32 protein-coding genes are annotated in these 18,815 nt (G+C 42.0%); all 32 read right to left on the bottom strand.

Annotated elements, in window-relative coordinates; all coding sequences use genetic code 11:
- Positions 1-34: 34 nt before the first annotated feature.
- The 32 genes from CSV64_RS05780 to rplP all read right to left on the bottom strand — a co-directional run bounded on the left by CSV64_RS05780 (position 35) and on the right by rplP (position 18,814).
- A complete protein-coding gene (locus CSV64_RS05780) occupies positions 35-721 on the bottom strand; it encodes an urease accessory protein UreF (protein ID WP_099633816.1) in 687 nt (228 codons plus the stop codon).
- Positions 714-1,169 (bottom strand): urease accessory protein UreE, encoded by a 456-nt coding sequence (gene ureE, locus CSV64_RS05775; protein WP_099633815.1) that lies wholly within the window; start codon positions 1,167-1,169, stop codon positions 714-716. The genes CSV64_RS05780 and ureE overlap by 8 nt, the downstream gene beginning before the upstream one ends.
- Positions 1,170-1,179: 10 nt before the next feature.
- On the bottom strand, positions 1,180-2,898 hold the full coding sequence (gene ureC, locus CSV64_RS05770; RefSeq protein ID WP_099633814.1) for an urease subunit alpha: 1,719 nt from the start codon (positions 2,896-2,898) through the stop codon (positions 1,180-1,182).
- Positions 2,895-3,218 (bottom strand): urease subunit beta, encoded by a 324-nt coding sequence (locus CSV64_RS05765; protein WP_099633813.1) that lies wholly within the window; start codon positions 3,216-3,218, stop codon positions 2,895-2,897. The genes ureC and CSV64_RS05765 overlap by 4 nt, the downstream gene beginning before the upstream one ends.
- Before the next feature lie 30 nt (positions 3,219-3,248).
- Positions 3,249-3,551 (bottom strand): urease subunit gamma, encoded by a 303-nt coding sequence (locus tag CSV64_RS05760; protein ID WP_099633812.1) that lies wholly within the window; start codon positions 3,549-3,551, stop codon positions 3,249-3,251.
- A gap of 710 nt (positions 3,552-4,261) precedes the next feature.
- Complete coding sequence (rpsI, locus tag CSV64_RS05755; protein ID WP_085131997.1) at positions 4,262-4,654, bottom strand: 30S ribosomal protein S9; 393 nt, start codon at positions 4,652-4,654, stop codon at positions 4,262-4,264.
- Between the two features lie 19 nt (positions 4,655-4,673).
- Positions 4,674-5,111: a 50S ribosomal protein L13 gene (gene rplM / locus CSV64_RS05750; RefSeq protein WP_029053249.1), complete on the bottom strand. Its 438-nt coding sequence runs from the start codon at positions 5,109-5,111 to the stop codon at positions 4,674-4,676.
- A 174-nt stretch (positions 5,112-5,285) separates the two neighbouring features.
- Positions 5,286-6,023, bottom strand: a complete 738-nt coding sequence (gene truA, locus CSV64_RS05745) for a tRNA pseudouridine(38-40) synthase TruA (protein WP_099633907.1) — start codon at positions 6,021-6,023, stop codon at positions 5,286-5,288.
- A 5-nt stretch (positions 6,024-6,028) separates the two neighbouring features.
- Complete coding sequence (locus CSV64_RS05740; protein ID WP_099633811.1) at positions 6,029-6,826, bottom strand: energy-coupling factor transporter transmembrane component T family protein; 798 nt, start codon at positions 6,824-6,826, stop codon at positions 6,029-6,031.
- On the bottom strand, positions 6,820-7,695 hold the full coding sequence (locus tag CSV64_RS05735) for an energy-coupling factor ABC transporter ATP-binding protein (RefSeq protein WP_099633810.1): 876 nt from the start codon (positions 7,693-7,695) through the stop codon (positions 6,820-6,822). The genes CSV64_RS05740 and CSV64_RS05735 overlap by 7 nt, the downstream gene beginning before the upstream one ends.
- Positions 7,671-8,528 carry an energy-coupling factor ABC transporter ATP-binding protein gene (locus CSV64_RS05730; protein WP_099633809.1) on the bottom strand — a complete coding sequence of 286 codons (858 nt, stop codon included), beginning with the start codon at positions 8,526-8,528 and terminating at the stop codon, positions 7,671-7,673. Before CSV64_RS05730 ends, CSV64_RS05735 begins: the two co-directional genes overlap by 25 nt.
- 273 nt (positions 8,529-8,801) lie before the next feature.
- Positions 8,802-9,182 (bottom strand): 50S ribosomal protein L17, encoded by a 381-nt coding sequence (gene rplQ, locus CSV64_RS05725; RefSeq protein WP_099633808.1) that lies wholly within the window; start codon positions 9,180-9,182, stop codon positions 8,802-8,804.
- A gap of 30 nt (positions 9,183-9,212) precedes the next feature.
- Positions 9,213-10,157 (bottom strand): DNA-directed RNA polymerase subunit alpha, encoded by a 945-nt coding sequence (locus tag CSV64_RS05720; RefSeq protein ID WP_099633807.1) that lies wholly within the window; start codon positions 10,155-10,157, stop codon positions 9,213-9,215.
- A 123-nt stretch (positions 10,158-10,280) separates the two neighbouring features.
- Positions 10,281-10,670: a 30S ribosomal protein S11 gene (gene rpsK, locus CSV64_RS05715; RefSeq protein WP_009499031.1), complete on the bottom strand. Its 390-nt coding sequence runs from the start codon at positions 10,668-10,670 to the stop codon at positions 10,281-10,283.
- 25 nt (positions 10,671-10,695) lie between these two features.
- Positions 10,696-11,061: a 30S ribosomal protein S13 gene (gene rpsM, locus CSV64_RS05710; RefSeq protein WP_085132003.1), complete on the bottom strand. Its 366-nt coding sequence runs from the start codon at positions 11,059-11,061 to the stop codon at positions 10,696-10,698.
- 24 nt (positions 11,062-11,085) lie between these two features.
- Positions 11,086-11,199, bottom strand: coding sequence for a 50S ribosomal protein L36 (rpmJ, locus tag CSV64_RS05705; RefSeq protein WP_076758849.1), 114 nt, complete (start codon positions 11,197-11,199; stop codon positions 11,086-11,088).
- Between the two features lie 39 nt (positions 11,200-11,238).
- Positions 11,239-11,457 (bottom strand): translation initiation factor IF-1, encoded by a 219-nt coding sequence (infA, locus tag CSV64_RS05700; protein WP_029053257.1) that lies wholly within the window; start codon positions 11,455-11,457, stop codon positions 11,239-11,241.
- A 345-nt stretch (positions 11,458-11,802) separates the two neighbouring features.
- On the bottom strand, positions 11,803-12,456 hold the full coding sequence (locus CSV64_RS05695; RefSeq protein WP_099633806.1) for an adenylate kinase: 654 nt from the start codon (positions 12,454-12,456) through the stop codon (positions 11,803-11,805).
- A gap of 46 nt (positions 12,457-12,502) precedes the next feature.
- Positions 12,503-13,795 carry a preprotein translocase subunit SecY gene (secY, locus tag CSV64_RS05690; RefSeq protein ID WP_099630544.1) on the bottom strand — a complete coding sequence of 431 codons (1,293 nt, stop codon included), beginning with the start codon at positions 13,793-13,795 and terminating at the stop codon, positions 12,503-12,505.
- Positions 13,795-14,235: a 50S ribosomal protein L15 gene (gene rplO / locus CSV64_RS05685; protein WP_083034249.1), complete on the bottom strand. Its 441-nt coding sequence runs from the start codon at positions 14,233-14,235 to the stop codon at positions 13,795-13,797. Before rplO ends, secY begins: the two co-directional genes overlap by 1 nt.
- Before the next feature lie 32 nt (positions 14,236-14,267).
- A complete protein-coding gene (rpmD, locus tag CSV64_RS05680; RefSeq protein WP_083034250.1) occupies positions 14,268-14,450 on the bottom strand; it encodes a 50S ribosomal protein L30 in 183 nt (60 codons plus the stop codon).
- A 13-nt stretch (positions 14,451-14,463) separates the two neighbouring features.
- Positions 14,464-14,964: a 30S ribosomal protein S5 gene (gene rpsE / locus CSV64_RS05675; RefSeq protein WP_083034251.1), complete on the bottom strand. Its 501-nt coding sequence runs from the start codon at positions 14,962-14,964 to the stop codon at positions 14,464-14,466.
- Between the two features lie 22 nt (positions 14,965-14,986).
- Entirely contained in the window at positions 14,987-15,349 is a 363-nt protein-coding gene (gene rplR / locus CSV64_RS05670; protein ID WP_029053263.1) for a 50S ribosomal protein L18, read from the bottom strand.
- A gap of 33 nt (positions 15,350-15,382) precedes the next feature.
- Positions 15,383-15,922, bottom strand: a complete 540-nt coding sequence (rplF, locus tag CSV64_RS05665; RefSeq protein WP_099633805.1) for a 50S ribosomal protein L6 — start codon at positions 15,920-15,922, stop codon at positions 15,383-15,385.
- Positions 15,923-15,952: 30 nt separating this feature from the next.
- On the bottom strand, positions 15,953-16,351 hold the full coding sequence (gene rpsH / locus CSV64_RS05660; RefSeq protein WP_029053265.1) for a 30S ribosomal protein S8: 399 nt from the start codon (positions 16,349-16,351) through the stop codon (positions 15,953-15,955).
- Between the two features lie 30 nt (positions 16,352-16,381).
- A complete protein-coding gene (locus CSV64_RS05655; RefSeq protein WP_008298870.1) occupies positions 16,382-16,567 on the bottom strand; it encodes a type Z 30S ribosomal protein S14 in 186 nt (61 codons plus the stop codon).
- Between the two features lie 20 nt (positions 16,568-16,587).
- Entirely contained in the window at positions 16,588-17,127 is a 540-nt protein-coding gene (gene rplE / locus CSV64_RS05650; RefSeq protein ID WP_029053266.1) for a 50S ribosomal protein L5, read from the bottom strand.
- Between the two features lie 27 nt (positions 17,128-17,154).
- On the bottom strand, positions 17,155-17,466 hold the full coding sequence (gene rplX / locus CSV64_RS05645; RefSeq protein ID WP_029053267.1) for a 50S ribosomal protein L24: 312 nt from the start codon (positions 17,464-17,466) through the stop codon (positions 17,155-17,157).
- A gap of 35 nt (positions 17,467-17,501) precedes the next feature.
- Positions 17,502-17,870: a 50S ribosomal protein L14 gene (gene rplN / locus CSV64_RS05640; RefSeq protein ID WP_081243203.1), complete on the bottom strand. Its 369-nt coding sequence runs from the start codon at positions 17,868-17,870 to the stop codon at positions 17,502-17,504.
- A gap of 38 nt (positions 17,871-17,908) precedes the next feature.
- Entirely contained in the window at positions 17,909-18,172 is a 264-nt protein-coding gene (gene rpsQ, locus CSV64_RS05635) for a 30S ribosomal protein S17 (protein ID WP_029053269.1), read from the bottom strand.
- Between the two features lie 17 nt (positions 18,173-18,189).
- Positions 18,190-18,390 carry a 50S ribosomal protein L29 gene (gene rpmC, locus CSV64_RS05630; protein ID WP_025783856.1) on the bottom strand — a complete coding sequence of 67 codons (201 nt, stop codon included), beginning with the start codon at positions 18,388-18,390 and terminating at the stop codon, positions 18,190-18,192.
- Positions 18,380-18,814 carry a 50S ribosomal protein L16 gene (rplP, locus tag CSV64_RS05625; RefSeq protein WP_099633804.1) on the bottom strand — a complete coding sequence of 145 codons (435 nt, stop codon included), beginning with the start codon at positions 18,812-18,814 and terminating at the stop codon, positions 18,380-18,382. The genes rpmC and rplP overlap by 11 nt, the downstream gene beginning before the upstream one ends.
- Between the last annotated feature and the right edge of the window lies 1 nt (position 18,815).

Here is an 18,815-nt window from a genome sequence, read left to right as displayed (position 1 = left end):
AAGCACATCCTTAATATCAATTTCATTGCGTTCATTATGAACTAAAAATACGTATGCCAACACGTTCGTGCTGCATTTGTGAAAGCTCGAGTCCTGGAGATACGATACCAAACTCTTCTGGATCTAACTCCATTATTTTATCTGTTGTTTGTTGAAGTTGTTGTTGAAACGTGTATATAATCTTCTGTCCAGCAGTTTGTCCAAGCGGGATAGCCCGCACGGCATTTTGCACAAGACTAACAACCGTCGAGTATAAATAATATAGAATTGTTGTATTCTTTTCGACTTGAAGGTGATGTCCAATCATTGTAAATACAATAGCCGGATGGCCAAAAGCTTCTTTGTCCTGAATTTTCTGCGCGTAAATAGATAACATCGGTATATTGTAAATGGATTTTGCAATGTCTAACATCCGATCTCCCATGCGCTGAGTACCATCACGTGATTCGCGGGCGAGATTCTGCACAGTCAGTATGCGATCCAATTCCCAAATCTTATCAAGATCTTCCTGATCCAATGCATCATAAACAAGTCTTACAGCCAAGCCGTCTGCATAAGCAAGTTGTTCATGCACATAGACATGTAGCCATTCGGAAAACGTATTGGCGTCTGTAACCTTGTCCTTCTGAATATATGTCTCCAGTCCGAATGATTGGCTAAAAGAGCCGATCGGGAAACTGGAATCGCATAGCTGCAGCAAGGATAGTGCATGGTTAGTCATGGCTATGTCCGATATGACGGAAAGCCTTGGCTACTTTTCGTTCTTCTCGCTTAAATGGAATACCCATTTCTTTCAACAAATCCTCAACTAAATAATCATATTGCACGAGCATATCTTCATCCTCAAACTGCGCAGGCAAATGTCGATTGCCTAGCTGATGAGCAATCGTCCCCATTTCAAGCATCGTGCGTGGGCTAATAATAATTAAATCATCAGAAAGCACATCAATCAGAATGATATTCTTATCATCCATAAACAGAATATCTCCCGCTTCTAAATCACGTGGGTTTTTTAATCGAATGCCAATTTCACGTCCATGATCAGTTTCCACGCGTTGAATTCTTTTCATTAAGTGTGCACTTTCTAAGTACACTTTCTCTTTGTGACGGCTTTCATACTCACTTGGATCTAAATCCCTAATATTCATCAAGACTTCTTCTACAATCATTTTCTTCACCTCAGAATAAGAAATAGCGTTGCCCCATTGGCACTACGTCAATCGGATCGCATGTAATCAGTTTTCCATCAATTTTCACTTCATACGTTTGTGGATCCACGTCAATATGTGGTGTTGCTGTATTTAACTTCATATCTTTTTTCGTCAGATTGCGTATATTACGGACAGGCAGCACTACTTTATCAAGTCCTAGCTTCTCTTTTATCCCTTGATCATAGGCAATTTGCGAAACAAACGTAATGGAACTTTGAGACAATGCCTTACCGAGCGTTGCATACATCGGACGATAAATCATCGGCTGCGGTGTCGGAATCGTTGCATTGGCATCACCCATTAAGCTAAAGACCGCCATTCCACTTTTCAAAATCATTTCCGGTTTAACTCCAAAGAATTTCGGATCCCATAGAACAAGGTCCGCCATTTTTCCGACTTCAATTGAACCGATATACTCTGATATACCATGAGCGATAGCTGGATTAATCGTATATTTGGCGACATAGCGTTTTACCCGATTATTATCCGAATGCTCACTATCGCCTTCCATAACTCCAAGTTGCTTCTTCATTTTGTGAGCTACTTGCCATGTACGAAGTGCAACTTCGCCGATACGGCCCATCGCCTGAGAATCGGAGCTTGTCATACTAAAGACACCTAAGTCTTGCAAGACATCTTCTGCTGCAATCGTTTCATTGCGAATGCGCGAATCCGCAAATGCGATATCTTCTGGTACAGAAGGATTCAAGTTATGGGCAACCATTACCATATCCAAGTGCTCATCAATCGTGTTAATTGTATATGGCAATGTCGGATTAGTAGAAGCCGGTAACACATTCATCATGCCAGCAGATTTAATCAAATCCGGAGCATGACCGCCTCCTGCACCTTCTGTATGGTACATATGGATACCGCGACCATCAATCGCCTTGATCGTATCTTCAAAAAATCCAGATTCGTTTAATGTATCTGCGTGAAGTGCGACTTGCACGTCATATTCATCAGCAATCCGTAATGCATGATCGAGAACAGACGGTGTCGCGCCCCAATCTTCATGGACTTTCAAACCAATCGCACCTGCAATTATTTGTTCCGCTAAAGGAGCACCCGCTGCTGCATGCCCTTTACCTGTCAAACCAATATTAATCGGTTGTCCATCCAAAGCCTTCAACATGGAATGAAGATGCCAAGCACCCGGTGTCGCAGTCGTAGCTCGAGAACCATCTCCTGGTCCTGCTCCACCGCCTATTAGTGTGGTAGTACCCGCTGTAAGTGCAACGTCTACTTGTGCCGGATTAATGAAATGTACGTGCGTATCAATTGCACCAGCAGTAATGATCTTACCTTCCCCCGAAATAACTTCAGTGGAAGTTCCAATAATAATATCTACTTTGTCTTGCACGAGCGGATTACCTGCTTTGCCGATACCCGAGATTTTACCGTCACGAATAGCTAGATCCGCTTTATATATTCCTGTATAGTCAAGCACGACAACATTGGTAATGACTGTATCAGGTACGCGTTCGTCTTCTTCGCGCGTAATGAAAGGATGTTGTCCCATTCCATCACGAATAACTTTACCGCCACCGAACACAACTTCTTCTCCATATTTCGTATGATCTTTTTCAATTTGGATGAACAAATCTGTATCTGCTAGTCGGACAGAGTCTCCGGTTGTCGGTCCATACATTTGAGCATATTGCTCTCTATCCATTTTAAAACTCATTTTGCATTCCCGCCTTCCAATGCTCCGTCTACTTTATTATGGAAACCATAAACTTCTCTTTCTCCAGCATAGTCAATTAGCTGCACTTCTTTTTCATCACCGGGTTCAAAACGAACAGCAGCGCCTGCAGGTATATTGAGACGTTTCCCGTATGTCACTTCTCGATCAAACTTTAATGCATTATTCACTTCGTAAAAATGGTAATGGGAACCGATTTGGATCGGTCTGTCGCCATGATTAATAACTTGTACATGTATACTTTCAGCGCCTTCATTACAAATGATCGGTTCGTCTTTTAAAATATATTCGCCTGGTATCATCGTTACGTCCCCTTTCTTTTTATAAACCATTTATCTGATCGGATTATGCACTGTGACTAATTTCGTCCCATCAGGGAACGTTGCTTCTACTTGAATGTCATCAATCATTTCTGGAATACCATCCATTACATCTTCACGAGATAAAATTGTCGCGCCATAAGCCATGAGTTCTGCAACTGTTTTGCCGTCTCTGGCGCCTTCCAACACCTCATATGTAATAAGAGCCATTGCTTCAGGGTGGTTCAATTTAAGTCCTCGGTCCCTTCGTCTTCTGGCAACGTCTGCCGCAACAACGATCATTAATTTATCAATCTCACGCGGTAGTAATCGCATGGTTCAACCTCCTAAAATAAAATAATATATTATATTGCAGTAATCTTTTTTCTCCAAACAGATTAAAACCACAGAACATTTTATAAAGTATAAAAATTTACAATGGTCTACTATACTCATCAATTGCCCTACACATTTTTATTCATTCATACAATTCAATTGATCCAAAGCAAGTCAGAATAGAAAAGTGCAACTTGTCACAGTTTACCCAAATGCAAGTTAGCATAAACGTCGACTGCTTAACACTTCGCAGACAAAAAAATATTATTAGCGGCAGGAATACTTTTTCTGTCTAATTGTCTCTGAGTTCGAATCATATGATAAGGTAACAATTTTCAGTAAATGGTCTAGTCGCAGTTGATTCATTAATGACTCATTACATCAGGGGGTGATCCATGAGCCTCTCAAATAGCTAAAACAACCGGAAATGAAGGGTAGTCTACTTTCTCTATTACAAAGCTTTAGAAAGTGTTTTGGAGTTACTGCTACTAATTTATTGTACAGTTTCTCGGTGAAGATTCAAGTGTTCCCGCTTACCTAGGGGTCTGGCAAGATATCTACTCATAAAAGTACAACATGTACTAGATAACATGCTAAGATCCCCTATTACTATATAGCGCCTACAGGAGGTCAAACATTATGAGTAACTCATGCTAGACGCAAAAAAACCCTTCTCATAAAGTAATGAGAAGAGCTTTTGAAAAAACAAATTAACGTTTTGAGAACTGAGGTGCACGACGAGCGCCGCGAAGACCTGGTTTCTTACGTTCCTTCATACGTGGGTCACGTGTTAGGAATCCTGCTGATTTAAGTGCTGCACGGAAATCAGGATCTACAGTAAGCAATGCACGAGCAACGCCGTGACGGATTGCGCCTGCTTGACCAGTGTAACCTCCACCGTTAACGTTAACGTGGATATCGTAGCTTCCAAGTGTTTCCGTTGTAACTAGTGGTTGTTTAATGATTTCACGAAGTGTTTCGAATGGTACGTAGTCCTCTACGTCACGATTATTGACGACAATTTTGCCTTCGCCAGGAATTAGACGTACACGAGCTACTGAACTTTTACGACGGCCAGTGCCGATATATTGTACTTGTGCCAAGTGGGTTTCCTCCTCTTAATTAACCGCGAAGCTCAAAAGCTTCTGGTTTTTGTGCTGCATGCTGATGTTCTGGACCAGCAAATACGTGTAATTTCTTGATAGTTTGACGACCTAGAGGACCGTTTGGAAGCATTCCTTTAATCGCAAGTTCAAGCATTTTCACAGGGTAGTTAGTACGCATTTCAAGAGCAGTACGTGACTTGATGCTACCTGTGTAACCAGAGTGACGGTAGTACATTTTATCTTTTAATTTGTTACCAGTCAATTGGATTTTTTCAGCGTTGATAATGATCACGTGATCACCTGTATCAACATGTGGTGTAAACGTTGGTTTATGTTTACCGCGTAAAAGAGTTGCAACTTCTGAAGCAAGACGACCAAGCGTTTGTCCTTCAGCGTCGACAACTAGCCATTTACGTTCGACTTCGTGACCTTTAGCCATGAATGTTGTGCGCATATTGTATTTCCTCCTAAAATATCAAATCTGTTCCCTTGTTTTCTCTATCCCTAAACACAAATAAACTTCCGGGGCTTGTTTGTGGGGTTATTGAAATACCATTTATCATGTTATACTTTATTTTCAATAAAGTCAAGCGTTTTTATGAATACACCAGGATTAGTTGCCATGGGCTTAATAGGTAACCTCTAGTAAGTACAAACCGTGTGCTGCCGCTGTCTTCCCTGCCCTTTGACGATCTTTCGCCTCGAGAATTTTTTGGACATCTTCCGGCTCGTCCCAACCGATGCCAACCGCCAGCAAAGCACCTGCAATCGTGCGTACCATATTGTAAAGAAATCCATCACCTTCCACTTCAAGTATCAGTTCATCCCCAAGACGTTCTAGTGTTAGTTTTCGGATCGTGCGAACTTTATTCGAAGTAGCTGTCTTCGCCGAACAGAAACTTGTGAAGTCATGAGTGCCGATTAAATAGGCGGCGCCTGCATTCATTCGTTCCACATCCGGATTCCATCTACCTAAATGGACGGCAAAGTTACGCTCGAATGGACTTTGCAATTCCCCATAGGACCATTTATATCGATATGTTTTACCTTTTGCACCGTAACGAGCGTGGAAATCTTTAGACACTTGTTCAATCGCGGTTATGCGTACGTCCTTAGGTAGCAGCACATTCAATGCCATCAGCCAGCGATCACCTAAATCAAGAGGTGTGTCAAAATGAATGACTTGACCGAGTGCATGAACACCTGCATCCGTTCGTCCGCTTGCTACAGCATGTGATGTCGGATCTTTATGTAATTTCACAAGTGCCTTATCGATTTCTGCTTGAACCGTACGCATGCCAGGCTGAGATTGATAGCCAGCAAAATTTGTCCCGTCATACGAAACAGTCGCTTTCATTCGTTTCAATTGATTCACTTCCTCACCCACAGCAATACACCTACCAATAGCACAAAAGCGATCAAGACAGCAGTATCCCTCATTTGCCAAGATAGCTGGCGGAACCTTGTGCGACCTTCCCCACCACGGTAGCCACGCACTTCCATCGCGATCGCTAAATCTTCCGCACGCTTAAATGCACTAACAAATAACGGTACCAGCAATGGAATAACTGCCTGCACCCGTTCTTTGATGGTACCGGTACTTAAATCAGAGCCTCTCGCTAGTTGTGCTTTTAATATTTTATCTGTTTCATCCATAAGAGTTGGAATGAAACGTAGAGAAATGGACATCATCAATGCCAATTCATGTACGGGTAATTTAAGCTTTTTAAAAGGATTGAGCAATGTTTCCAATCCATCCGTAATCGAGATTGGTGAAGTTGTTAACGTCAATACGGTCGTAATCAAGACGAGGACCAAAAACCGGATAGATATGAATATACCCATTCGCAGTCCTTCTTCATAAATTTTGATAAACTTCCACTCAAATATAATGGGACCTTCACGTGTGAAGAAAATATGTAATAGGAGAGTGAAAATGATCAAAAAGATGACCGGTTTTAACCCGTTGATCAAAAAATAAGGTCTGATTCTGGCAAGCGCAATGACAAATGCCGTGAATCCAAGCAAAATGGAATAGGACACTACGTTATTAGCCAAGAACACCGCTACGACGAACAGAAAGACAAAGAGCAATTTGGAACGCGGATCCATTCGATGCACAATGGAAGTACCAGGAATAAAACGGCCAATAATCATTTTTTCTAACATGGCCGCTCCTCATTTCTCGCAATGGCTTTTGCTAACTCTTGTGCCAATACGTCTTCTGTTAGTGCAATGCGATCAAAACGCTGTCCACTCATCTTTTCTATCTCTCGCTGAAAACGCACGGAACGCGGTACGCTGAGTCGAAATGAAAGAAGTTCCTCTTCCAGACTATATATATCTTCAGGCGTCCCTTCCATTACAGCTGTCCCCTCATGCATTACAAGGATCCGATCACTATAGCGTGCGGCATCTTCCATACTATGTGTAACGAGGATAGTCGTTAAATTCTCTGTTACGTGCAAATGATGGAATAACTCCATGATCTCTTTTCGACCTTTGGGATCCAACCCCGCTGTCGGCTCGTCAAGGACCAGGACAGATGGTTTGAATGCAAGGACACCTGCAATCGCAACACGCCGCATTTGACCTCCTGACAGCTCAAAAGGTGACTTCTGCAGTACATCCTCTGGTAGACCTAAAAGTTTCACTAGTTCATGTGCGCGAGCTCTTGCTACCTCTTTCGGCACGCCAAAATTTATAGGACCGAACATGATATCTTTTTCAACTGTTTCTTCAAATAACTGATGTTCAGGGAACTGAAACACAATTCCTACTTGATGTCGAACTTCCTTCATCTTCTTACCTTTGGTCTGTGCTGTAATCATCGTGTCACCAATTTTGACAATACCTTCAGACGGCTTAAGCAATCCATTCAAATGTAGTAATAAGGTCGATTTCCCTGAGCCCGTATGACCAATGATTGACGTATAAGAGCCGGAAGGAATCGTAGCTGTCACGTCCTGCAAGGCACGTTTCTCAAAGGGTGAATCTTTAGCATATAAGTATCCTACTTGCTGAAGTGATATGTCCACAATTCATTCACCAACTCTTCTTCTGTCATATGATTGCCTTGTAACTCTACACCAGCTGTTCTTAATAATTCAGAAACACGTAAAGCAAACGGCAGATCGAGCCCGACTTTTTCTAGCTCAGTACCTCGCTGAAAGATTTCCTGCGGTGAACCCACCATCAATACTTGTCCTTCATTCATAACCAATATACGATCTGCTAATAACACTTCTTCCAAGTCATGCGTAATGGATAACACAGTCAAGCCGATTTCAGAACGTAACTTCTTGACGATTTCAATGACTTCTTCCCGTCCCTGAGGATCCAGCATGGAAGTAGCTTCGTCTAAAATAAGCAATTCAGGGTGCAAAGCTAATGCGCCTGCAATCGCTACACGCTGCTTCTGACCGCCTGAAAGATGATGGGGCTCATGATTGATGTAATCCGTCATTTTCACCTGTTCTAGAGCCTCATGAACCCGTTTGACCATCATTTCATGTGGTACACCGTTGTTTTCAAGTGCAAATGCTACATCATCCTGCACAGTTGAACCGACGAACTGATTATCAGGATTTTGAAACACAATACCCATACGCGAACGTGTTTCCCAAAGATTCTCTTCTGATAGTCTTTCCGAGAAGAGATGTACTTCGCCTGATGAAGGAAACATTAAGCCGATCAACAACTTGGCTAACGTCGACTTACCAGAACCATTATGTCCTACAACTGCCAACCATTCTCCTTCATACAAGGTGAAAGATACATCAGTTAATGCTTTAGTTGACACAGTAGAAGATTCCTCTTCCTCCATATCGTAAGAAAACTCCACCTGGTGCATCGACGCTATTTCCTTCATCTGGACTCCTCCTCTTAGGTGGTATGGATCAATAAACATCTTATGTAATCAATTATTCTTATGTATAAAAAAAAAGCGCGTACCTCATCTAAGGAATGCGCCTTTGAAAACGAAAATGCCGGGTGCTCATGCCGACATCTCAGATGAGGTACGTAGAGCTAGACCAGTCGATTTCTCGCGGATCATAACACTCAGCTTTTATGTCGTATAAATCTCGTACTTGTAATAAGAGGGTGTGCTGTGCGTGACAGACACACCCTCGAAGTGTTGGAATTACACCAGTTCGATAATAACTACTGGTGCGCCATCGCCACGGCGAGGTCCCATTTTCATTATACGTGTATAACCGCCTTGGCGATCTGCATAACGTGGTGCTACTGTATCAAAAAGTTTTTGAAGTGCAAACACTGTTGCTTCTTCGCCTTCTGCGTTTTCAACAGTCACCGTTTCACGACGAATATATTCAGCCGCTTGACGACGTGCATGAAGATCTCCACGTTTTCCAAGAGTGATCATCTTTTCAACTACTTTACGTAATTCTTTCGCACGTGTTTCAGTTGTTTGGATGCGCTCATGAATAATTAGATCTGTCGTTAAGTCGCGAAGCATTGCTTTACGTTGTGAACTTGTGCGTCCAAGTTTTCTGTATCCCATTTGAAGTTACCCTCCTTCAATATATGTCAGTTATTCTTCAGAGCGTAACTCGAGGTTTAGCTCATCCAATTTAGCCTTCACTTCTTCAAGTGATTTACGGCCTAAGTTTCGCACTTTCATCATTTCGTCTTCAGACTTGTTAGCAAGTTCTAAAACAGTATTGATGCCTGCACGCTTCAAGCAGTTATAAGATCGGACAGAAAGATCAAGTTCTTCAATCGTCATTTCCAAAACTTTTTCTTTTTGGTCTTCTTCTTTTTCTACCATGATTTCTGCAGTTTGTGCTTCGTCAGTCATACCAACGAATATATTCAAATGCTCTGTAAGAATTTTAGCTCCAAGTGATACTGCCTCTTTAGGACCAATGCTTCCATCTGTCCATACATCGAGTGTCAACTTATCAAAGTTGGTACTTTGTCCGACGCGAGTGTTTTCAACTTGGAAGTTAACGCGTGATACAGGAGTGTAAATCGAGTCGATTGGAATCACACCAATCGCTAGATCCTCACGTTTGTTTTGATCGGAAGGAACATATCCGCGTCCACGTACAGCATACATACGCATACGTAAATGTCCATTTTTACCGAGAGTAGCAATCGGGAGATCTGGATTTAATACTTCAACATCACTATCATGTGTGATGTCTGCAGCTGTCACGACGCCTTCACCCTTCACATCGATCTCAATAACTTTCTCATCATCTGAGTAAATTTTGAGTGCTAGTTTCTTCACATTCAAAATAACTGTAGATACGTCTTCGACGACACCCTCAATTGTAGCGAATTCATGAAGTACACCATCGATTTGAATAGATGTCACAGCAGCTCCTGGTAATGAAGACAAGAGAATGCGGCGCAAGGAATTCCCTAGGGTATTTCCATATCCACGCTCTAACGGTTCGATAATAAACTTACCAAACTGTAAATCTTCGCCGATCGTTACTGTTTCAATCTTTGGTTTCTCAATCTCGATCATTTATTTACCCTCCTCAAAACGTCTCAATATTGGTTTAACCTTATTGAATTCACTGATAATAGATAGTCTATTTCAACAGTATTAACAAAAATTGTCTTTCTTAATCCAATAGATTCAAACCGATTATACGCGACGACGTTTTGGCGGGCGACAACCATTGTGTGGAACTGGAGTTACGTCTCTGATTGCAGTAACTTCAAGTCCAGCAGCTTGTAGTGAACGGATAGCCGCTTCACGACCAGCACCTGGGCCTTTAACTGTTACTTCCAATGATTTTAAACCGTGTTCCATTGCTGTTTTCGCTGCTGTTTCAGCAGCCATTTGTGCAGCAAATGGAGTGGATTTACGGGAACCTCTAAAGCCAAGTGCACCAGCGCTAGACCATGAAAGTGCATTACCGTGGCTATCCGTGATAGTTACGATAGTGTTATTGAACGTTGAACGGATATGTGCAATACCAGTTTCAATATTCTTTTTTACACGACGTTTACGAGTTTGTTGTTTACGTGCCATGTTGGAAAGAACCCTCCTTTACCTATTATTTTTTCTTGTTAGCCATTGTGCGTTTAGGACCCTTACGCGTACGTGCATTGTTTTTCGTGTTTTGTCCACGAACAGGCAATCCACGACGGTGACGGATTCCACGGTTACTACCGATTTCCATCAAACGCTTGATATTTAGAGAAGTTTCACGACGAAGATCTCCTTCTACTTTCAAGCCGTCAATTTGTTCACGAATCTTATCAAGTTCAGCGTCAGTTAAATCACGAACGCGAGTCTCTTGAGAAACATCAGCTGCAGTTAAAATTGATTGTGCAGTTGTTTTACCAATACCGAATATATATGTCAATGAAATGACAACGCGCTTATCGCGCGGAACGTCTACACCAGCAATACGTGCCATATAAGTTGTGCACCTCCTTGTGTTTTAGCCTTGTCTTTGTTTGTGCTTTGGATTTTCACAGATTACCATTACTCGGCCGCGTCTACGAATAACTTTACATTTTTCGCAGATCGGTTTTACAGATGGTCTTACTTTCATCCTACCCAACCTCCTTCAATATTTCGGGAGTGCAAAAGTTTATTTGAAACGGTATGTGATACGACCACGTGTTAAATCGTAAGGTGAAAGTTCCAATGTCACCTTGTCGCCTGGCAGAATACGAATAAAGTGCATACGAATTTTACCTGACACGTGTGCAAGCACAGTATGTCCGTTTTCTAACTCCACTTTAAACATCGCATTCGGCAACGTTTCAAGAACAGTTCCTTCTACCTCAATTACGTCGTCCTTCGCCATCAATCCTGTCTCCCTTCTATATCCAATAAAGGCTTTCACCATCGAGCGGCATCAGTTGCCTTCAAAAGGCTTCCTTCAACATATGTCCAGTTAGCATGAGTGATGTTCGAAAGACGTCTGCCACATTTCGCTGTTTCGCATAAATTGCGAATGAGATCCTTTATTGCCCTCATCGCAGTGCCAATTATTTATTATACTGCCATTGGCAATATAATGCATGTCGGAACTACCAAGGTATTAATGATAAACTCTCATTGATCTTATAACAGGAACTTAAAGCTTTTGCAGTTCGTTTTCATCCATTACTTTCCGAACAATGATGAAGATGTGCCCGAAAAGGATTGATTACTTTTTATCTTGTTGCAAAATTGCATCCAAGTCCTTGAATACAAGATTAATGTCCTGTTGACCATTAATTTTAGTCAATACACCTTTTTCGCCATAAAAGTCGAGTAAAGGAGCTGTCTGATTCATATTTACTTCCAGACGATTCATGACAGTTTCCGGATTATCATCTGCACGCTGGTAAAGTTCGCCGCCATCCTTATCACACACGTCTTCGACCTTTGGTGGGTTGAAGATTAAGTGATATGAAGTGCCACACACTTTACAAATACGTCGACCAGATAATCTTGCAACTAATTCTTCCGTATCGACTTCGATGTCCAATACGTACTCAATGCTTTTTCCTAAGTCCTTAAGTAAAGCATCTAGTGCTTCAGCTTGAGGAACGGTTCTAGGGAAGCCATCAAGCAGGAATCCATTGTCACAATCCGATTTGCTTAAACGCTCACGCACGATACCAATGGTAACTTCATCAGGAACTAATGCTCCTTGATCCATGAACGATTTTGCTTTAACTCCAAGTTCCGTGCCATCTTTGATGGCAGCACGGAACATATCGCCTGTAGAAATATGAGGGATTCCGTACTTCTCGACAATTTTGTCTGCTTGTGTACCTTTACCAGCACCAGGCAGACCCATTAATACGATATTCATACGTCCTTGCCCTCCATTTGTTTACAATAGGTCAGGCTATTGCTTTTTATTTCATAAAGCCTCTGTAATGTCTCTTCACTAATTGTGATTCTAATTGCTTCATTGATTCAAGGGCAACCCCTACTACGATGAGCAAGCTCGTTCCGCCGATTTGAGCGGATTGAGGCAAATTAGCCAAATTGATGAAGAAGATTGGCATAACCGCAACGACGGCAAGGAAAATCGAGCCGACGAACGTTAGTCTATACAGAGTACTTGTTAAGTACTTTTGAGTGTTTGCTCCTGGGCGAATTCCTGGGATATATGCACCTTGTTTTTTCAGATTGTCTGCCATATTTTCTGGATTCACTTGAATGAATGCATAGAAATACGTAAACGCGATAATAAGTGTGACATACAAAATCATACCAATCGGATTCGTATAATCGAAGATCCGAATAATAGTTTTAGTTACACTGTTCTCACCGAAAAACGGAGCGATTTGTTGTGGCGTGATGAAGAATGCCACCGCAAAGATTACCGGGATAACTCCTGCAGCATTCAATTTCAAAGGTAAATGTGTTTGTTGACTTGCAACAGACTGATTACGTCCTGATACACGTTTCGCATATTGAATCGGAATTTTCCGCAATGCTTCTTGGAAATAAATAACTCCGACTACAATGGCTACAATCACGATCAGTAGTAAGACCATCGTTGCAATTCTAATAAATAGTGCATCTCCAGCGTCTTGAATTTGCGTTACATACAACTGGTTAACAGCATTCGGAATACCGGCAACAATCCCTGCAAAGATAATGATGGAAATACCATTCCCAACACCTTTCGCAGTAATTTGTTCACCAAGCCATAGAAGGAAAGCTGTACCTGCAGTCAACACAATCGCAATTGTGATATAAGTGGATATGCTGTTGTCTTGAATCAGTGTGCCGCCAAATGTTTGGTTGAAACCAAACGACATGGCAAGTGCTTGAATAAAGGCAAGAACAATCGTGAAATATCTTGTGAATTGTGCAAGTTTACGTCTTCCGACGTCCCCTTGTTTTGACCACTCAGTAAACTTTGGAACAACATCCATCTGCAAGAGTTGTACAATGATGGACGCCGTGATATACGGCATAATCCCCATTGCAAAGATCGAGAAGTTGGATAGTGCTCCTCCACCAAATGTGTTCAAGAATCCGATAAACTGGTTATCAGATTGTTGTAAAGCAGTTGCATCAACGTTTGGAACCGGAACAAATGTCCCTAGTCTAAAAACGATGAGCACTAGGAGGGTGAAAATTATTTTAGACCGGATCTCCTTCACACGCATGAAATTAGAGATTGTCTGAAACATTATACCACCTCTGTTTGCCCGCCTGCTTTTTCAATTGCTTCTTTTGCAGAAGCGGAGAATTTGTTAGCACGTACTGTAATCTTCTTATCAAGTGTTCCGTTACCCAGAATCTTGATACCAGATTTAGCGTTGCTTACAACACCAGTTTCGATTAGCAATTCCGGTGTTACTTCCGTGCCTTCTTCGAAACGATTTAATGTGTCCAGATTAACGATGGCATAATCTTTACGATTGATGTTCGTGAATCCGCGCTTAGGAAGTCGTTGGAAAAGAGGAATTTGTCCACCTTCGAAACCAAGACGTACACCGCCGCCTGAACGAGCGTTTTGGCCGTCATGACCTCTACCAGAAGTCTTACCTGTTCCAGATCCAATCCCACGACCAACACGTTTGCGGTTTCTGCGAGATCCTTCAGCTGGTTTTAGCTCATGTAATTTCATCTTATCGGCACCTCCTTATTGTAAAATAGTACTTAAATTTCTTTAACGGTTACCAAGTGGCTAACTTTTGTGAGCATACCACGGATGGCATCGTTGCTTTGATGCTCAACTGTTTGATTTAACTTTCGAAGGCCTAATGCTTCAATTGTTTTACGTTGTGTTGGTTTAGAACCAATAACACTTTTCGTAAGGGTGACTTCAAGTTTGTTCGTCATTGTATTTCCCCCCTTAACCTAACAGTTCTTCTACGGATTTACCACGCAATTTGGCAATGTCTTCTGCGCGTTTCAAATTCTGCAACCCTTCGATTGTTGCACGTACCATATTGATTGGTGTGCTTGATCCAAGAGATTTAGAAAGAATATCCGTGATGCCTGCAAGTTCAAGTACCGCACGGACAGGTCCACCTGCGATAACACCAGTACCCGGAGCAGCTGGTTTGATGAGGATTTGTCCTGCACCAAAGCGTCCGATTACTTCATGTGGAGTTGTACCTTTGACCATTGGCACTACAATTAAGTTTTTCTTCGCATCTTCAATTGCTTTACGGATTGCATCTGGAACTTCTTGTGCTTTACCAGTACCAAAACCGACACGACCGTTTTTATCTCCGACTACGACAAGTGCAGTGAAGCGGAAACGACGTCCACCTTTTACAACTTTCGCAACGCGGTTGATCGTTACTACGCGTTCTTCGAACTCACTTTTGTTCTGATCATTACGACGCATGAAATATGTCCCTCCCTCTTAATTAAAATTCCAGACCATTTTCGCGTGCAGCGTCAGCTAATGCTTTTACACGGCCGTGGAAAAGATATCCGCCGCGGTCGAATACAACCGCTTTAACGTCTTTTTCAACAGCTTTCTTTGCAATAAGCTCGCCGACTTTAGCTGCAGATTCAGTGTTACCTGTAGATCCAGCCTCAACATCATTATCTCTTGTAGAAGCGCTAACGATTGTTACGCCATTCAAGTCATCAATCAATTGTGCATAGATGTGCTTGTTTGAACGGTAAACGTTTAGACGTGGACGCTCTGCAGTTCCGCTGATTTTCGTACGCACACGTGCGTGACGTTTTTTACGGACAGCGTTTTTATCTTGTTTCGTGATCATCGGAGTCACTCCTTCCAAATACCTCGGGCGGTATTATTTACCTGTTTTACCTTCTTTACGACGAACAATTTCGCCTTCATAACGGATACCTTTGCCTTTATACGGCTCTGGTGGACGTACTTGACGGATATTAGAAGCAAGAGCACCTACGTGTTCTTTGTTGTAACCGCGAACGATGATTTTCGTGTTCGCTGGAACTTCAACTTCTACACCCTCTTCTGGTGTGAATTCAACTGGATGTGAGTAACCTACGTTCAATACAAGTTTCTTCCCTTGCATAGAAGCACGATATCCAACCCCAACTAATTCAAGTGTGCGTTCAAATCCTGTAGATACTCCCACTACCATGTTGTTAAGAACAGAGCGTGTAGTACCGTGAATTGAACGGTGAGCTTTTGATTCAGAAGGACGAGTAAATGTAATTACATTGCCTTCGTGAGTGATCGTAATTTCTTTATCTAATTGTCTCGAAAGTTCACCTTTCGGACCTTTAACAGTAGCGAAGTTTGCATCTGAAATTGTTACAGTAACATTTTCAGGAACTTCGATCTGACGATTACCAATACGGGACATTCTATTGCACCTCCATTCAATTGTAGCTAATTACCAAACGTAAGCGACGACTTCTCCGCCGACTTGTTTAGCGCGGGCTTCTTTGTCTGTTAATACACCGTTTGATGTAGAAACTAGTGCAACACCTAAGCCGTTAAGTACTTTAGGAACTTCATTTGATTTAGCATATACACGAAGTCCTGGTTTAGAAATACGTTTCAAGCCATTGATAACACGTTCGTTATCTTGACCGTATTTTAGGAAAATGCGGATGATGCCTTGTTTGTTATCTTCCACGTATTCCACATCACGAACGAAACCTTCTCGTTTTAAGATCTCGGCGATTTCTTTCTTTACGTTTGAAGCAGGTACCTCAAGCTTCTCGTGGCGAACCATGTTCGCATTACGGATGCGTGTAAGCATATCTGCAATCGGATCACTCATTGTCATTTGAATTAACCTCCTTCCCTAATTAGGGGTTTACCAGCTGGCTTTTTTAACGCCAGGAAGTTGTCCCTTGTATGCAAGTTCGCGGAAACAAATACGGCAAAGTTTAAATTTGCGATATACTGAATGTGGACGACCACAACGTTCGCAGCGTGTATATTCTTGTACTTTGTACTTTGGCGTACGTTTCTGTTTAGCGATCATAGATTTCTTAGCCACGTTTTCGCCTCCCTATTATTTTACTTTTGGAATGGCATGCCACACTGAGCAAGCAACTCACGTGCTTCTTCATCAGTGTTAGCTGTCGTCACGATGACGATATCCATCCCTCGTACTTTTGATACTTTATCGAAGTCAATTTCAGGGAAAATAAGTTGCTCTTTCACACCTAGAGTGTAGTTACCGCGACCGTCAAACGCTTTTTTAGAAACGCCACGGAAGTCACGTACACGTGGTAATGAGATTGAAACTAATTTATCTAGGAATTCGTACATGCGCTCACCGCGAAGCGTTACTTTTGCTCCGATCGGCATTCCTTCACGTAAACGGAATCCTGCGATAGATTTTTTCGCTTTAGTAATGACTGGTTTTTGACCTGAAATAGTTGCAAGATCCTCAACAGCTGCATCAAGTGCTTTTGTATTTTGGACAGCATCACCAACACCCATGTTGATAACGATTTTATCTACTTTAGGAACCTGCATAACAGATGTATATTCAAACTTGCTCATTAGAGCAGGTGTGATTTCTTTAGAAAACTTCTCTTTCAAACGACTCATCAGTCGGACCTCCCTTCAATGCAATACTTACTTATCCAATGATTCACCGGATTTTTTTGCAATACGTACTTTTTTACCGTCTTCCATCTTGTAACCTACACGAGTCGGCTCGCCTGTTTTAGGATCGATTACCATCACGTTTGAGACATGTATTGTAGACTCTTGGCTTACAATTCCGCCCTGTGGGTTTTCTTGGTTCGGCTTTGTGTGTTTCTTGACGATATTAATACCTTCAACAAGCACACGGTCTTTTTTCGGATAAGCAGTTAGGATCACACCTGTTTTACCTTTATCTTTCCCAGAGATCACCATTACTTTGTCGCCTTTTTTAACGTGCATTTATCGCACCTCCTTGACTGGCTCTGTCATTAGAATTAAAGAACTTCTGGAGCAAGTGAAATGATTTTCATGAAGTTGTTGTCGCGTAGTTCGCGAGCAACTGGTCCGAAAATACGTGTTCCACGTGGCCCTTTATCATCACGGATAATAACGCAAGCATTCTCATCGAATGTAATGTATGAACCGTCTTTACGACGAACTCCACTTTTCGTACGAACGATGACCGCTTTAACAACGTCACCCTTCTTAACAACGCCACCTGGTGTTGCCTTCTTAACCGTAACAACAACTACGTCACCGATGTTAGCTACTTTACGACCTGATCCGCCTAGTACTTTAATAGTTAGTACTTCACGTGCACCAGAGTTGTCAGCAACTTTCATTCTACTTTCCTGTTGAATCATCGAGGTTACCTCCTTCCGAAATCTGAGTTAAAAACCTATTAGATGATGATCGCTTTTTCAACGACTTCTAGAAGACGGAAACGCTTAGTTGCTGATAATGGACGAGTTTCCATAATACGTACAACATCGCCGATTTTCGCTTCGTTTAGCTCATCATGAACTTTAAGTTTCTTAGAATACTTTACACGCTTACCGTATAAAGAATGTTTTTTGTATGTTTCTACCATTACCGTAACGGTTTTATCCATTTTATCGGAAACCACTCGGCCTGTGTATACTTTGCGCTGATTACGCTCAGTCATGGCTGCAACCTCCTTCATCAGTTATTTGCACTGATTTCTCTTTGTCGTATTACAGTTTTCATGCGCGCAATCGATTTGCGTACTTCACGGATGCGTGCAGTGTTTTCTAATTGACCTGTCGCTAACTGGAAGCGAAGGTTGAAAAGCTCTTCTTTAAGTGATTTCACTTTTTGCTCGATCTCTGCAGTTGTTAAGTCACGAATTTCATTAGCTTTCATTAGACTCACCACCAATTTCTTGTCGTTTTACAAACTTGCTTGTTACAGGAAGTTTGTGCGATGCAAGTCTAAGTGCCTCACGAGCAACCTCTTCTGAAACACCTGCAATTTCGAACATTACTCTACCAGGTTTCACAACTGCAACCCAGCCTTCTACAGCACCTTTACCGGAACCCATCCGGACTTCTAGAGGCTTTTTAGTATATGGTTTGTGCGGGAAAATATTGATCCATACTTTACCGCCACGTTTCATGTAACGAGTCATAGCAATACGAGCAGATTCAATCTGACGGTTAGTAATCCAACTTGCTTCTAGAGACTGAAGACCATACTCACCAAATTGAACTGTAGCGCCACCTTTTGTTTCACCACGCATTTTCCCACGGAATACACGACGATGTTTTACACGTTTAGGCATTAACATA

The sequence above is a fragment of the Sporosarcina sp. P32b genome, from assembly GCF_002743335.1.
GTDB lineage: Bacteria > Bacillota > Bacilli > Bacillales_A > Planococcaceae > Sporosarcina.
The sequence above is the reverse complement of the archived record's forward strand: the minus strand, read 5'-3'. Positions and strand labels throughout refer to the sequence as shown.